The sequence below is a fragment of the Mycolicibacterium sp. XJ879 genome (assembly GCF_053483935.1).
Window position 1 is genome coordinate 682860 of the sequence record NZ_JBEFTH010000002.1, and the last position, 14290, is coordinate 697149.

Genomic DNA, 14290 nt, shown 5'->3' on the forward strand with positions numbered 1-14290 from the left:
GTCGTTAGTACGACGGCTGCGTGGCTACGGCCCGCCGATTCCGCCGGCGCCGTCAGAACCACCGTTGCCGCCCTGGCCGCCCGCGCCACCCGCACCGTTGTTGGTGGTGGCGTTGCCGGACGCGCTGCCGCCGGTTCCGCCGTTTCCGCCGTCCCCGCCGAACGTGCCGCCGGGGCCCCCGTCGCCGCCGTCGCCGCCGGTGGCTACGGCCCCGAAGAATGTTCTCGCGTCGCCGCCGTGACCGCCGCCGCCACCCGTACCTCCGAAGGCGCCACCGCCGCCGCCGATCCCGCCGTCACCGCCGGTGACATTTCCGCGCTGAGCGGCCGCCCCGCCGCCGTCGCCGCCCGTGCCGCCGGTGCCGCCGAGCACACCTCCGTTACCACCGCTCCCGCCTGTGCCGCCGGTGGCTCCTCCGCCGCCGATGGCGCCCGTGTCGCCGCCGTCGCCTCCTGTGCCGCCGTCGCCGTCTAGGAAGCCGTTGCCACCGCGTCCGCCCGTGCCGCCGCTGGCATCTCCGTCGCCGTATGTCACCGCGTTTCCGCCGGCGCCGCCTTGACGCGCGACCAACCCGTCGCCGCCGTCGCCGCCGTCACCGCCGATGGCGTTGCCCTCCTGCGAAACTGCCAAGCCGCCGGCACCGCCGAAGCCGCCGGCACCGTCGAGCAAGCCGCCTCGGCCACCGTCTCCGCCGTCGGCGCCGAGGGCATCAGAGTCGATCGCGACGGGCAGGTCTTGGTCGCCGGCGCCACCGGCGCCGCCGTTGCCGCCGGTGCCGATCAGGCCGGCGTCACCGCCATTGCCGCCGTCACCGGCTGAGTTGATGAGTAGGCCGGCGGCGTTGTAGCTGGCGGCTCTGCCGTTCCCGCCGTCACCGCCATCGCCGAAAAGACCGCCAGCGCCGCCGTTTCCGCCGTCGAGGGCGGCTTCGGCTATCCCGCCGCCGCCCAGCAGAACGAGCTCACCGTCGCCGCCGTCCCCGCCGTTGCCGAAGAGGAAACCCGCGTTGCCGCCGTCACCGCCGAGGGCGCCGTCGCCGCCGTCGCCCCACAGCAGGCCGCCGTTGCCGCCGCGACAATCGGCCGTGCATGCCGGGTCGAGAACCAGCGCATCGAGGCCGTCGCCGATCAACCACCCGCCCGGCCCGATGAGCGGCCGGACCTGCCGAGGCGCCGCGGGCAGGGCGGTGGGAACGGCTCCGGCCGGCCCGACCAGCGGGTCGGTCAGCCACCATGGCCACAGGTCTTCCGCCGGTGACAACGGGGCCGACGACGTGGTGGACGTCGGCCCCATCTCGGCCGCTGCCGGCGCCGAGCACAACAGCACGCCGACCCCGACGATCGCTGCTCCCGTTGCGCCGCTGGCGATATAGTGCGTCCTGGTGTCGTAGGCCATGGCGGTCACGGTATGACCCCCGCCCGCGAGGCCGCGTCGACCGGACTGACCAACTCTGCGTCCGCGCCATGGTGCGTTTTGACCACGGCGCCCGCGGACTGCACGGATTTTTCGGCGGTGATCTTGACCTTGAGCCCACCGCGGAGGGTGTCGAGGTTGACGCAAACACGCTCGGCGGCGGCAACCAGGGCGTCGAGCCGCTTCTGATCGGTTTTCTCATCCGCCGCCAGATGTACTGTGCACGTGAGCGACTCGAACCCGACCCGGACGCTGCGGTCGATATTGAGACATCCTCGAACGTCGAGTTCGCCACCGACCTCCACCTCGAGGGCGGTGAGCCTGACCCCGAGTAGGTCGGCGACCATCCGGATCGATCCGTCCGCGCACGCTGCGAGTGCTGCGCACAGGAGGTCGCCCGGGTTGGGCGCGTCGTGCAGCCCTCCCACGTGGCGGTCGAGCCCGAAGCGCAGCGATACGCCGTAGCCCGTCCCGATTTCGACCTCGCCGTGAAATGGGTCGCTCGGCGGGATGCGTGCGGCCGAGGTTCGTGCCGCTTTGTGGGTGAGCGCCTCGATTGGGCTATCCGCATAGCGCCGCCGCAGTGGCTTCTGCCGCTCGCCGACGATCGAGTTTCGGATTTGCGTTGTCATCTGCTCGTCTCCCTCGACGATGCTGTCCCGGTGTGGCCACTCCTCGACCAGCGCCTTTACCGGGAAAAGCACGAGCGTGCTTTATTTTGACGAGGGTAGCACGGTCGTTCTTTTATGCTCAAGGGCGTGCAGAAGAACAATGTTCTGGGGCCGAAGGGGCAGCGGACGCGCGCGGCGATCCTGGCCGAGGCGGCGCGCCTGGCCACGGTCGAGGGGCTGGAGGGCCTTTCGATCGGTGGGCTCGCGGACGCGATCGGCATGAGCAAGAGCGGCCTGTACGCGCACTTCGGCTCGAAGGTGGACCTGCAGCTGGCGACCATCGAATCCGCGCGGGAAACGTTCATCGCCGAGGTGCTGCTTCCGGCCCTCGAAGCGCCGGCAGGAGTCAAGCGATTGCTCGCCGCATGTGAGGCGTTTCTCTCGCATATCGAACGCCGGGTGTTTCCTGGCGGATGCTTCTTCGCCGCTGCGGCGGCCGAGTTCGGCACCCGGCCCGGCACGGTGCGCGATGCGGTCGCTGCCCAGCAACGTGATTGGATCGAACTACTGGTGCGGCTCGCCCGCAAGGCGGTCGACCTCGGCGAGCTTGCCGCGGATGTCGACCCGGCTCAACTGAGTTTCGAGCTCAACGCGGTGCTCGTCGCAGCCAATACGGCGTTCATCCTTCATGGCGACGCGACCGCCTTCGAGCGGGCTCGGACCGCCGTTCGAAACCGCCTGGTTTCTGGAGGCGAGGTCAGCTGAAGGCGGCCTGCGCGCAGGCGTCCGGGGAGGTGAGGTTCACGCCCGCGTAGACCACCTGGATGTGCGCGCACACGATCAACGGCACGTCGGTGCGCGGTGTGCCCGTGCGCGCGTCGACCGGCCAGGTCTGCCCGTGCAGACGGAACTTTTCCGGTGGTCCACCGCCGAAGTAGATGGTGGTGAACTCCATGTCGGTCAGCGACTTGAACATCCGGGTGTTGGGCGCGTCGGATTTGGCATCCACGTAGACGGAGCGGTCCATCGTGCGCAACGTGGTGGTCTGCCGCGCCCACAGGTCGCCGGGGAAACCGCGAATGCCTTCGGGTGCCCGTAGCTGGGCGCGGGTGTCGAAGAAACATGTACCTTCGGCCGCAATGCAATTGGCGCTGGCTTCAATCTCCAGCGAGGTCGCGGCGTCGACGGGTATGGATGCGGTGGCAGTGTCGACCGCTGCCGTCGCCGTCGTGGTCGGGGAGACCAGCGCGAGCGCCAACGCTGTTGCCGGGATCGCTCCGAGTAAGCCGCCCAAGCGCTTCACAATTCTCCCTTCGGTGCGGCGAATGCTAGCCCGCCGGCTACTCGTCGTAGGTGACTTCGACCGAATCCGACCGTGGTTTGGCCTGGCAGCCGAGGATCAGACCCTCGTCGAGGTCGGACTGCTCGAGCACGTCGTTGACCTCCATCTCGACCGCGCCGTCCTTCTTGAGCACCGCGCACGCCCCGCAATGACCTTCGCGACAGGAGAACGGCGCGTCCAGCCCCTTGTCCAGCAACACGTCGAGCAGTTTGGCGTTGCGCGGCCAGGCAACCTGGTGGGTCTGGCCGTCGAGCGTGACGATCGCGGTGGCCGGGCCCTCGTCGCTGTCGTCGTCCTCGATCACCACCGCCGCGAACGGGTCGGATTCCAGCGACTTGAACACCTCGATGTGGATCCGACTGGTATCGGCGCCCGCGTTCTGCAGCGCCTCCTCGGCAGCGGCCATGAACGGTGCGGGCCCGCAGATGTAGGCGTCGCGTCCGACGTAGGGCGCGATGATGCCCGCCAGCGCCGCGGCGCTCGGCAGCCCCTGCACGCTGACCAACCAGTGCACAACCGTGAGCCGGTCGGGGTACTTGGCGGCCAACTCGCGCAGCGCCGCGCCGAAGATCACCGAGTCCTCGTCGGTGTTGGCGTAGACCAACACCACCTTGCCGCTGCCTTCGGCCAGCGCCGACTTGCAGATAGACAGCATCGGCGTGATCCCGCTGCCCGCGGCGAGCAGCAGAAAGTCGGCGTCGAGCGTCTTGGGAACGAACGTGCCCGACGGGGCGAGCACGTGGATCTTCATGCCCGGGTGGGCGTGGTCGCAGAGCCAGTTGGACGCGTAGCCGCTGTCGGTGCGTTTGACGGTGACCGTCATCGGATCGCCGGTGAACGGTGAGCTGCACAGCGAGTAGCAGCGCGCCACCGAGCCGGTGCGCTCGCTGGGCACCCGCAGCGTCAGAAACTGACCGGGTGCATAGCGCAGCCGTTCGGCGGGAATCTCGGCGCCGTCGGGGACGCGAAATACCAGCGACCGCGCGTCGGGGGTCTCCTCGACCACCTCGGCCACTTCGAGCTCGAGCACGTGGCTGCCGAGCGGCTCATCGGTCACGGCCGTCTGCCCTTTCCTGGGACCAACAACTGCCCATAATTAGAACAGGTTACAGAAATGCATGTGTGCAGGTCTAGCTGCTGCTGGTGCGCTGTACTCGACATGAATCGTAACGTGTTCTAATCTCTGTCTAACGGTCTGCTCTTGCACAAGCGCTCATCGGCAGGTCCTTAGCTCTCGGGAGGCAAACCAGTGACGTCCATTGAACAGCGTGATGTGCAGTCGGTCCTAGCCGGTATCGACGATCTGCTGCCGTTGATCGCCAAGCGCGCGCAGGCCACCGAAGATCTGCGTCGCCTGCCCGACGAGACCGTCGCCGAACTCGACGAGGTCGGCTTTTTCAAGCTGCTGCAGCCCGAACAGTGGGGCGGGTTGCAGTGCGACCCCACACTCTTCTACGAAGCGGTCCGCCGGCTGGCCAGCGCGTGCGGATCCACCGGGTGGGTGGCATCGATCGTCGGTGTGCACAACTGGCACCTCGCGCTGTTCGATCAGAAAGCCCAGGAAGAAGTCTGGGGTGAAGACCCCACCGTGCGGGTCTCGTCGTCGTACGCGCCGATGGGTGCAGGCCAGGTGGTCGACGGCGGCTACCTCGTCAACGGCTCGTGGAACTGGTCGTCGGGTTGTGATCACGCGACGTGGACGTTCGTCGGCGGGCCGGTGATCAAGGACGGCCGCCCGGTGGACTTCGGCAGCTTTTTGATTCCGCGCACCGAATACGACATCGACGACGTCTGGCACGTGGTGGGACTTCGTGGAACGGGAAGCAACACGCTGGTGGTCAAGGACGTGTTCGTGCCGACGCACCGCTTCCTCTCGTACAAGGCGATGAACGACCACACCGCAGGCGGTCTGCAGAACAACACCGCACCGGTGTACAAGATGCCTTGGGGCACAGTGCATCCGACGACCATCTCGGCGCCCATCGTGGGGATGGCCTACGGCGCATACGACGCCCACGTCGAGCACCAGGGCAAGCGGGTGCGCGCCGCGTTCGCGGGAGAGAAGGCCAAGGACGATCCGTTCGCCAAGGTCCGCATCGCCGAAGCGGCCAGCGATATCGACGCCGCGTGGCGTCAGCTGATCGGCAACGTCGGCGACGAGTACGCGCTGCTGCAGGCCGGCCAAGAGATCCCGTTCGAACTGCGCGCCAGGGCCCGACGCGATCAGGTGCGTGCGACCGGTCGCGCCATCGCCTCGATCGACCGCCTCTTCGAGGCCTCCGGCGCCACCGCACTGAACAACGACGCTCCGGTGCAACGGTTCTGGCGTGACGCACACGCCGGACGTGTGCACGCCGCCAACGATCCGGAACGGGCGTATCTGATTTTCGGAAACAACGAGTTCGGCTTGCCGCCGCAGGACACGATGGTCTGATGACCTCCTTCGCCGCCGAAGCTGCCCAACAGCAAGAGATCACCTTCGAGTCGACGTCGCGCTTCGCCGACGTGCGCGGCAAGGGTCCCGCGATGCGGCTGCACTATCACGAGGCCGGGGTCGGCAACGGTGAGACCGTTGTGCTGTTGCACGGTGGGGGACCCGGCGCGTCGAGCTGGTCGAACTTCGGCAAGAACATCGCCGTGCTCGCCCAGCACTTCCACGTGATCGCCGTCGATCAGCCCGGCTACGGTCACTCCGACAAGCACACCGAACACGAGCAGTACAACCGCTACAGCGCCACTGCGCTGCTGGATCTGTTCGACCATCTCGACATCGAACGTGCTGCACTGGTGGGTAATTCGCTCGGCGGCGGTACCGCGGTGCGGTTTGCGCTCGACAACCCCAAGCGCGCGGGCCGGCTCGTGTTGATGGGACCCGGTGGGCTGAGCGTGAACCTGTTCTCACCCGACCCCACCGAGGGCGTCAAGCTGCTCGGGAAGTTCACTGCCGAGCCCACGCGTGAGAACCTGGAGAAATTCCTGCGCATCATGGTCTACGACCAGAGCCTCATCACGCAGGAGTTGATTGACGAACGCTTCGCGATCGCCAGCCAGCCCGAGTCGCTGGCCGCCGCCAAAGCGATGGGTAAATCGTTTGCAGGTGCGGACTTCGAGCTCGGCATGATGTGGCGCGAGGTGTACAAGCTACGCCAGCGGGTACTTCTGATCTGGGGTCGTGAGGACCGCGTCAACCCACTCGACGGCGCGTTGGTAGCCCTCAAGCAGATTCCCCGGGTGCAGTTGCATGTCTTCGGGCAGTGCGGACACTGGGCCCAGCTGGAGAAGTTCGACGAGTTCAACAAGCTGACGGTGGATTTTCTAGGAGGCGGGTCGTGAGTATCCGGTCACTGGGCTATCTGCGGATCGAGGCCACCGATGTCGCGGCTTGGCGTGAGTACGGGCTCAAGGTGCTCGGCATGGTCGAGGGTAAGGGCACGACTGACGGCGCCCTCTACCTGCGGATGGACGACTTCCCGGCGCGCCTGGTCATCGTGCCGGGCGAACACGACCGGCTGCAGGTCTCGGGCTGGGAAACCGCGAATGCCGCAGCGCTGCAGGAGATCCGCAACCGCCTCGACGTGGAAGGCACCCCATACAAGGAAGCTACCGCCGCCCAACTGGCCGACCGCCGCGTCGACGAGATGATCATCTTCGACGACCCGTCGGGCAACACGCTCGAGGTGTTCCACGGAGCAGCGCTCGAACACCGCCGCGTGGTCAGCCCCTACGGTCATAGGTTCGTCACCGAGGAGCAGGGGCTCGGGCACGTGGTGCTGACCACCCGCGACGACGCCGAGTCACTGCACTTCTACCGCGACGTGCTCGGGTTCTCGCTGCGCGACTCGATGCGGTTGCCGCCGCAACTGGTCGGTCGGCCCGCCGACGGGCCACCGGCCTGGCTGCGCTTCTTCGGCGTCAACCCGCGCCATCACAGCCTCGCCTTCATGCCCGGCGAAACACCAAGCGGCATCGTGCATCTGATGGTCGAGGTGGAGAGCAGCGACGACGTGGGCCTGTGTCTGGACCGGGCACTGCGACGTAAGGTGCCGATGTCGGCGACGTTGGGTCGGCACGTCAACGACAAGATGCTGTCGTTCTACATGAAGACCCCCGGCGGCTTCGACGTCGAATTCGGTTGCGAGGGCCTGCAAGTCGACGACGAGGGCTGGGTCGCGAGGGAGAGCACCGCGGTCAGCCTGTGGGGTCACGACTTCAGCGTCGGTTTCAAGAGCTAGTGTCCGCAGAAACGTTGGACCCGCGCACCTTTCGCAGTGTGCTCGGCCAATTCTGTACCGGTATCACCGTGATCACCACCATGCACGAAGAGGTGCCGGTCGGCTTTGCCTGCCAGTCTTTTGCGGCGTTGTCGCTCGACCCGCCACTGGTGTTGTTCTGCCCGACCAAGATGTCGCGGTCGTGGCAGGCGATCGAGGCCAGCGGCAACTTCTGCGTGAACGTGCTGCATGAGAATCAAAAGGACGTCTCGGCGACGTTCGGCTCCAAGGAGCCCGACAAGTTCGCCAAGATCGATTGGTACCGCTCCGAACTCGGGTCACCTGTGATCAAGGAAACACTGGCACACATCGACTGCACGGTGCACACGGTGCACGACGGCGGTGACCATTATGTGGTGATCGGCGCGGTGCACTCGCTGTCTGATGCCCCGCAGCGAAAACCGCGGCCGCTGCTGTTCTACCGAGGCCAGTACACCGGTATCGAGCCCGACAAGACGACGCCGGCGCAGTGGCGCGACGACCTGGAGGCGTTTCTCACCGCCACCACCGACGACACCTGGCTCTAAATACACCCCGCGGCACAGGGGTCCGCGACCGGCAGCGACTCGGGCGGTGGCGCGTGCGGGTCCGCCGGCGGCAGCTGTTCGGTGAGGTCGACGTCGTGGTCGAGGTTCGGCGCGATCGGGATCACGTTACAGATGAAACTCAGGGCGAACTCGCACGGCGGCGGGCCCGGCTGTGCGCCGGCCGGAGCCGACGAGAGCGCTGCCGTGACGGCCACCGCCGCCGCGGTGATCAGCGCTTTGGTGAACACCGGCTCACTGTAACGCCTGTTCGCCGATGAAGTCGATGACCGTCGCGGCCACCTCGGCGTGCATGGTGTCGTTGAGGACGTCGTGGCGGGCTCCCGCGAACTCCGCGATCCGCAGCGCCTCGATCTGTTCGGCGTAGGCGCGCACTGGCCCGATCGGCGCGATCGGATCGTTGACGCCGTGCACCGCCAGCGTCGGCACCGCGAGCTTCGGCAGATCGGAACCGAACCGGTCCCACGCCCAGTCGAGCTCTCGGGTCAGGGTCGCACCGTCGGCGTCGACGAACACCAGCGGGTCGTTCTCCAACGAGTCGAGATAGAAGGGGTCTGAGGACAGCCAGCCTGGATCGAGCTCGACAGAAGTGTCGCTGTCGAGCAGGTCGGGCATCGGCACCAGCGGCGCACCGGAGATGACGCCGGCCCGAAACCGGTCGGGCTGGTTCAGCAGGCGGAACAACATGACGACCGATCCGAACGAGTGGCCCTGCGCGATCAACGGCAACCCGGGCTGGTGCTTCTCGGCCAGCTCGGTCAGCGCGTCGGCCAGCGCGGAGCTGTCTTTGATCGAGCCGAAGTCGCCGCGCGGGCCCGGGCTGAGGCCGTGGCCGAACTGGTCCACCGCCCACAAGTCGATGCCCGCCGCGTTCAGCGCGAAACCGTAACGGTGATAGAGCCCGGTGTGCTCACCGAATCCGTGCAGAAAAGCCACGACGGCACGAGGCTCGGCGGCGGGCCAGTGGCGGTAGTAGGCCCGGCCCTTCGGATGGTCGATGAACGGCATGGACTGACTGCAGCAAGTCTCGCGGTGAAGCGCAAGCCCCTGCGGTGGTCAACCTCGGCCGAGAAGAACGTCGCGCTGGTCGGTCATCTGGGCGCGGATGGCGTCGACGACGGCGGCGACCTCGGGTCTGCGTAACGTCTCGGCGCGCGCGACGAGCCAGTAGGTCAACTGGACCGCGACGGCGCGCGGCAGGACTCGCACCAGATCATCATGGCGGTCGGCCATGAAGCAGGGCAGCAGACCCAGGCCGGCGGAGGCTCGCGTCGCCTCGACGTGTACGAAAACATTGGTGGAGGTCACAGATTCGCGCATCGTCGGGGCGAAGCTGGTCGCCACGTCGAGGTCGTCCACCTGCAGCATGGCGTCGATGAAGTAGATCAGCGGAAAGCGGGACAGGTCCGCGATGCTCATCGGTATGCCGTACGCACGCAGGTATTCGCGCGCCCCGTACAGGCCGAGGCGGTAGTCGCCCAGTTGAATCGCCTTGGCCCGGTGTACCTTCGGCTCGCCAACCACTATCTCGACGTCCAGGCCCGAACGCTGCTGGGTGGCCGGCCGGGTGGTGGCCACGATCTCGACGGCGACCCGTGGGTGCTCGCGCTGGACGTGGGCAGCGGCCGGCGCGGCGATGTAGGCCGAGAAGCCATCGGTGGCCGAGATCCGCACGACGCCCTCCAGGGTGCGCTCGCCGCCGCTGTCGACGCTCAGCGAGCGCACGGCGGATTCGACCGCTTCGGCAGCCGACAACGCCTCGCGGCCGAGGTCGGTCAGTTCCCAGCCACCCGCGCCGCGGGTCAGCACCCGCCCGCCGATCGACTGCTCGAGTGCGGCGATGCGCCGAGAAATGGTCGTGTGGTTGAGCCCGAGTTCCTCGGCTGCAGTGGTGTAGCGGCCGGAGCGGCCGACAGCCAGCAGCACCAGCAAGTCGTCGGCGCTCGGACGACCACGCGACGCCGTCATGGTGTGCATTTTTGCAGATCGGCGCTGCATGTTTGGCTATTGCGGGGGAACGAACCTGCATGAATACTCACAGCGGGTCTGTGCCCACGGTCACAAGCAGAGGAGCGCCGGATGAGCATCGCGGACGAGCCGAAGCCGCAGCCCGCTGGTTCCGGTGCGGTAGCGACCGGACTGAAGCGGGTGGTGGTCGCCTCGATGGCCGGCACGGTCGTCGAGTGGTACGAGTTCTTTCTATACGCCACCGCCGCCACGCTGGTCTTCAACAAGGTGTTCTTCGCCGAGGGCACCAGCGAGGCCGCCGGGCTGATCGCCGCGCTGCTGACCTACGCCGTCGGGTTCGTCGCGCGGCCGCTCGGCGGCGTGGTGTTCGGACACTTCGGTGACAAATACGGCCGCAAGAAACTTCTCCAGTTCGCGATCCTGCTCGTCGGCGCCGCCACCTTTCTCATGGGTTGCCTGCCGACCTACGCGCAGATCGGGGTATGGGCGCCAATCCTTCTGGTGATCCTGCGGTTCCTTCAGGGCTTCGCGGTCGGCGGCGAATGGGGCGGCGCGGTGCTGTTGGTCGCCGAGCACAGCCCGAACGACAAGCGCGCGTTCTGGTCCAGCTGGCCGCAGGCTGCGGTGCCCGTCGGCAACATGCTGGCCACCGTCGTGCTGCTGATCCTGACGCAGGTGCTCTCCGAGGCGTCCTTCCTGTCCTGGGGCTGGCGGATCGCCTTCTGGCTGTCGGCGGTCGTGGTGCTCATCGGCTACTACATCCGCACCAAGGTCTCCGACGCACCGATCTTCGTGGCCGCTCAACAGGAGGTCGAGCGGGCCAAAGCAGCGTCCTACGGTGTGATCGAGGTGTTGAAGCGTTACCCGCGTGGGGTTTTCACCGCGATGGGGCTGCGTTTCGCCGAGAACATCATGTACTACCTCGTCGTCACGTTCTCGATCGTCTACCTCAAGACCCACGTCGAGGCGGACACGAGCGACATCCTGTGGTGGCTGTTGGTCGCACACGCGGTCCACTTCGTGGTCATCCCGCAGGTGGGACGGTTGGCTGACCGCTTCGGGCGCCGGCCGGTGTACATCGTCGGCACGATCGCCGCGGCCAGCTGGGGTTTCTTCGCGTTCCCCATGATGAACAGCGCCAACTACCTGCTCATCATGGGCGCCATCATCGCGGGCCTGGTGATCCACGCCCTGATGTATGCGCCACAGCCGGCGCTGATGGCCGAGATGTTCCCGACCCGTATGCGGTATTCCGGCGTCTCCCTTGGATATCAGGTCACCTCGATCGTGGCCGGCTCGTTGGCGCCGGCCATCGCGACCTGGCTGCTGGACAGGTTCAACTCGGCGGTTCCGATTGCGCTGTACCTCGCGGGCGCGGCGGCGATCACCTTGGTGGCCGCCCTCCTCACCCGCGAAACCAACGGAATCGACCTGGAGGCCCTCGATCAGGCCGACCGCGACGCGCTGGCGAAGGCGGATCAGCCATGACCGATCTGGACGGCCGGACGGTACTGGTCACCGGCGCTGCGAGCGGAATCGGCGCCGCATGTGCCCGCGCGCTGGCCGCGCGCGGCGCACAGGTCACCGTCGCAGACCTCGACGCCGACGGTGCTGAAACCGTTGCGGGCGAAATCGGTGGAAAGCCTTGGGTCGTCGACCTTTCGGATGTCAGCGCGCTGGAGGATCTGCAGTTGCAGGCCGACATCCTGGTCAACAACGCCGGCGTGCAGCACGTCAGCCCAATCGAAGACTTCCCGCCCGAACGTTTCCGGTTCATCCTGGCGCTCATGGTCGAGGCGCCGTTCCTGCTGATCCGCGCCGCGCTTCCGCACATGTACGGCCAGAAGTTCGGGCGGATCATCAACATCTCGTCGGTGCACGGGCTGCGCGCCTCCGAGTACAAGAGCGGCTACGTCACGGCCAAGCACGGGCTGGAAGGTCTTTCGAAGGTAACTGCGCTGGAGGGCGGTCCGCACAACGTCACCAGCAACTGCATCGACCCCGGATACGTGCGTACTCCGCTGGTCACCAAGCAGATCGCCGACCAGTCGCGCCGCCACGGCGTCCCCGAGGATAAGGTGGTGGAACAGATTCTGCTGAAGGAGAGCGCGATCAAGCGGCTGGTCGAACCGGAAGAGGTTGGCTCCCTCGTGGGTTGGCTCGTCTCACCGGATGCGGGGATGGTGACGGGGGCGTCGTACTCGATGGACGGCGGCTGGAGCGCCCGATGACCCAGACCGTGGCCGCGCAGTGGACACCGACCGCCGACGACATCGCGACGGCCCGGATCACCGACTTCGCCCGATTCGTGCAGCAGCGAGTCGGCACACCTTTCGAGGACTACCAGTCGCTGTGGCAGTGGTCGGTCGACGAACCTTCCGCGTTCTGGGCGGCGCTGTGGGACTACTTTGAACTCGGCGACCGACCGGACACGGTGTTGGTCGCCGAGACGATGCCGGGTGCGCAGTGGTTTCCCGGCGCCAAGCTGAACTACGTCGACCAGGTGATACGCAACGCGCGCACCGACCGACCGGCCATCCTGCGCGTGGCCGAGGACGGTTCGACCGAGGAAGTATCGTGGGCTGAACTTCTGGGCCGGACAGCTGCTTTCGCGCATCGGCTGCGGGAGCTGGGCGTCGGAGCCGGCGACCGGGTGGTCGGATATCTGCCGAACATCCCTGAAGCGATCATCGCGTTTCTGGCGACCGCGAGCATCGGTGCGGTGTGGAGTGCATGCGGGCAGGATTACTCGGCCAAGGCGGCGTTGGACCGCCTCGGTCAACTCGAGCCCACCGTGTTGGTGACCGCCGACGGATACCACTACGGCGGGAAGTTCCACGACAAGAGTGCCGACATCGCGGCCATGCAGGCTGGCCTGCCCGCGCTGCGGGCCACCGTGATGGCAAGGGAGCTGAACAGCTCGACCGACCCGGACAAGCTGACCACCACCGCGGTGGACTTCGACCATCCGCTGTGGATCCTGTTCTCCTCGGGCACCACCGGGCTGCCCAAGGGCATCGTGCACGGACACGGCGGTGTGCTTCTCGAACACCTGAAAGCCACTGCGCTGCAATGTGATATCGGGCCGGACGACACGTTCTTCTGGTACACCAGCCCGAGCTGGATGATGTGGAACTTCCAGGTCGCAGGATTGCTGGTCGGGTCCACCATCGTCTGCTACGCGGGCAGTCCCAGCTCGCCGCGCCCGGACGCGCTGTGGGATATCGCCGCACGTGTGCAGGCCACCGTCCTGGGGACCAGCCCCGGCTACGTGCTGGGCTGCGCCAAGGCCGGCGCGGTGCCCCGGAACGACCACGATCTTTCGGCGCTGCGCACGGTCGGCATCACGGGTTCCTCACTGCCGCCGTCGACGTCACTGTGGTTGCGCGACAACGTCGGTGAGCACGTGCAGGTCTCGTCGATCAGCGGTGGCACCGATGTGGTGTCGGCGTTTATCGGCGGTGTGCCCACCGTGCCGGTCTGGCCGGGCGAATTGTCCGCACCTTACCTCGGGTGTGCGCTGGACGCGTGGGATGAGTCGGGAAACCCGGTGCGCGATGAGGTGGGCGAACTGGTGATCACCAAACCCATGCCGTCCATGCCGATCAGGTTCTGGAACGATGACGACGGATCGCGTTACCACAATGCATATTTCGAGACGTACCCCGGCGTGTGGCGGCACGGTGACTGGATCACGATCACCGAGCGCGGGAGCATCGTCGTGCACGGTCGGTCGGACTCCACGCTGAACCGGCACGGCATCAGGATGGGCAGCGCCGACATCTACCAGGCCGTCGAACGGATTCCGGAGATCGCCGAGGCGTTGGTCATCGGCGCCGAACAGCCCGACGGTGGCTACTGGATGCCGCTGTTCGTGGTGCTCGCCGGCGACGCCGAGCTCACCGACGAACTGGGCGAACGCATCAAGAGCACCATCCGCACCGAGGTCTCACCGCGGCATGTGCCCGACGAGATCATCGTCGCGCCAGGGGTGCCGCATACCCGCACCGGCAAGAAGCTCGAGGTGCCGATCAAGAAGCTGTTCCAGGGGGCCGACTCGGCGAAGGTGGTCGAACGCAGCGCCGTCGACGATCCGGCGTTGCTGGACTGGTACGCCAACCTCAAACGCTGATCCTTTCT

General features: G+C 66.9%; 15 protein-coding genes. 8 read left to right on the top strand and 7 right to left on the bottom strand.

Translation table 11 applies throughout. The features are described 5' to 3' along the window. Positions 1-24: 24 nt before the first annotated feature. Together ABQF13_RS07075 and ABQF13_RS07080 are read right to left on the bottom strand one after the other, a co-directional pair. Positions 25-1395 carry a hypothetical protein gene (locus tag ABQF13_RS07075; protein ID WP_448391976.1) on the bottom strand — a complete coding sequence of 457 codons (1371 nt, stop codon included), beginning with the start codon at positions 1393-1395 and terminating at the stop codon, positions 25-27. 5 nt (positions 1396-1400) lie between these two features. Next, positions 1401-2117 carry an OsmC family protein gene (locus tag ABQF13_RS07080; RefSeq protein WP_448391977.1) on the bottom strand — a complete coding sequence of 239 codons (717 nt, stop codon included), beginning with the start codon at positions 2115-2117 and terminating at the stop codon, positions 1401-1403. A 42-nt stretch (positions 2118-2159) separates the two neighbouring features. On the opposite strand from ABQF13_RS07080, the gene ABQF13_RS07085 reads away from it, so the two are divergent. Further along, positions 2160-2789: a TetR/AcrR family transcriptional regulator gene (locus tag ABQF13_RS07085; protein WP_448391978.1), complete on the top strand. Its 630-nt coding sequence runs from the start codon at positions 2160-2162 to the stop codon at positions 2787-2789. On the opposite strand, the gene ABQF13_RS07090 is transcribed toward ABQF13_RS07085, so the two are convergent. Next, the gene (locus ABQF13_RS07090) at positions 2782-3327 is read right to left on the bottom strand and encodes a hypothetical protein (RefSeq protein WP_448391979.1); all 546 of its coding nucleotides are present in this window, start codon (positions 3325-3327) and stop codon (positions 2782-2784) included. The genes ABQF13_RS07085 and ABQF13_RS07090 overlap by 8 nt on opposite strands. A gap of 37 nt (positions 3328-3364) precedes the next feature. Further along, positions 3365-4423, bottom strand: coding sequence for a 2Fe-2S iron-sulfur cluster-binding protein (locus tag ABQF13_RS07095; protein WP_448391980.1), 1059 nt, complete (start codon positions 4421-4423; stop codon positions 3365-3367). A 192-nt stretch (positions 4424-4615) separates the two neighbouring features. Between ABQF13_RS07095 and hsaA the strand changes: the two genes are divergently transcribed. The 4 genes from hsaA to hsaB are packed head-to-tail and all read left to right on the top strand — an operon-like array spanning position 4616 to position 8164. Beyond that, positions 4616-5800, top strand: coding sequence for a 3-hydroxy-9,10-secoandrosta-1,3,5(10)-triene-9,17-dione monooxygenase oxygenase subunit (gene hsaA, locus ABQF13_RS07100; RefSeq protein WP_448391981.1), 1185 nt, complete (start codon positions 4616-4618; stop codon positions 5798-5800). Continuing rightward, entirely contained in the window at positions 5800-6699 is a 900-nt protein-coding gene (gene hsaD / locus ABQF13_RS07105) for a 4,5:9,10-diseco-3-hydroxy-5,9,17-trioxoandrosta-1(10),2-diene-4-oate hydrolase (RefSeq protein ID WP_448391982.1), read from the top strand. The genes hsaA and hsaD overlap by 1 nt, the downstream gene beginning before the upstream one ends. After that, positions 6696-7598: an iron-dependent extradiol dioxygenase HsaC gene (hsaC, locus tag ABQF13_RS07110; protein ID WP_448391983.1), complete on the top strand. Its 903-nt coding sequence runs from the start codon at positions 6696-6698 to the stop codon at positions 7596-7598. Before hsaD ends, hsaC begins: the two co-directional genes overlap by 4 nt. Then, a complete protein-coding gene (gene hsaB, locus ABQF13_RS07115; RefSeq protein WP_448391984.1) occupies positions 7598-8164 on the top strand; it encodes a 3-hydroxy-9,10-secoandrosta-1,3,5(10)-triene-9,17-dione monooxygenase reductase subunit in 567 nt (188 codons plus the stop codon). Before hsaC ends, hsaB begins: the two co-directional genes overlap by 1 nt. On the opposite strand, the gene ABQF13_RS07120 is transcribed toward hsaB, so the two are convergent. The 3 genes from ABQF13_RS07120 to ABQF13_RS07130 are packed head-to-tail and all read right to left on the bottom strand — an operon-like array spanning position 8161 to position 10159. Continuing rightward, a complete protein-coding gene (locus ABQF13_RS07120) occupies positions 8161-8412 on the bottom strand; it encodes a fibronectin-binding protein (RefSeq protein WP_448391985.1) in 252 nt (83 codons plus the stop codon). The two genes, hsaB and ABQF13_RS07120, sit on opposite strands and share 4 nt — an antisense overlap. 4 nt (positions 8413-8416) lie before the next feature. Beyond that, entirely contained in the window at positions 8417-9190 is a 774-nt protein-coding gene (locus ABQF13_RS07125; protein ID WP_448391986.1) for an alpha/beta fold hydrolase, read from the bottom strand. Between the two features lie 48 nt (positions 9191-9238). Next, positions 9239-10159: a LysR family transcriptional regulator gene (locus ABQF13_RS07130; protein WP_448391987.1), complete on the bottom strand. Its 921-nt coding sequence runs from the start codon at positions 10157-10159 to the stop codon at positions 9239-9241. Positions 10160-10261: 102 nt separating this feature from the next. Between ABQF13_RS07130 and ABQF13_RS07135 the strand changes: the two genes are divergently transcribed. Genes ABQF13_RS07135 through ABQF13_RS07145 form a run of 3 tightly spaced genes read left to right on the top strand, consistent with a single transcriptional unit; the run spans position 10262 to position 14282 of the window. Next, positions 10262-11638, top strand: coding sequence for an MFS transporter (locus ABQF13_RS07135; RefSeq protein ID WP_448391988.1), 1377 nt, complete (start codon positions 10262-10264; stop codon positions 11636-11638). After that, positions 11635-12381 carry a 3-hydroxybutyrate dehydrogenase gene (locus ABQF13_RS07140; RefSeq protein WP_448391989.1) on the top strand — a complete coding sequence of 249 codons (747 nt, stop codon included), beginning with the start codon at positions 11635-11637 and terminating at the stop codon, positions 12379-12381. The genes ABQF13_RS07135 and ABQF13_RS07140 overlap by 4 nt, the downstream gene beginning before the upstream one ends. After that, positions 12378-14282, top strand: a complete 1905-nt coding sequence (locus ABQF13_RS07145) for an acetoacetate--CoA ligase (protein ID WP_448391990.1) — start codon at positions 12378-12380, stop codon at positions 14280-14282. Before ABQF13_RS07140 ends, ABQF13_RS07145 begins: the two co-directional genes overlap by 4 nt. Positions 14283-14290: the final 8 nt, after the last annotated feature.

Coding starts and splice junctions, on each gene's coding strand:
- ABQF13_RS07125 (WP_448391986.1), bottom strand. CDS start 9,190: ATGCCGTTCATCGACCATCCGAAGGGCCGGGCCTACTACCGCCACTGG.
- ABQF13_RS07085 (WP_448391978.1), top strand. CDS start 2,160: ATGCTCAAGGGCGTGCAGAAGAACAATGTTCTGGGGCCGAAGGGGCAG.
- ABQF13_RS07130 (WP_448391987.1), bottom strand. CDS start 10,159: ATGCACACCATGACGGCGTCGCGTGGTCGTCCGAGCGCCGACGACTTG.
- ABQF13_RS07140 (WP_448391989.1), top strand. CDS start 11,635: ATGACCGATCTGGACGGCCGGACGGTACTGGTCACCGGCGCTGCGAGC.
- hsaD (WP_448391982.1), top strand. CDS start 5,800: ATGACCTCCTTCGCCGCCGAAGCTGCCCAACAGCAAGAGATCACCTTC.
- ABQF13_RS07075 (WP_448391976.1), bottom strand. CDS start 1,395: ATGGCCTACGACACCAGGACGCACTATATCGCCAGCGGCGCAACGGGA.
- ABQF13_RS07145 (WP_448391990.1), top strand. CDS start 12,378: ATGACCCAGACCGTGGCCGCGCAGTGGACACCGACCGCCGACGACATC.
- ABQF13_RS07135 (WP_448391988.1), top strand. CDS start 10,262: ATGAGCATCGCGGACGAGCCGAAGCCGCAGCCCGCTGGTTCCGGTGCG.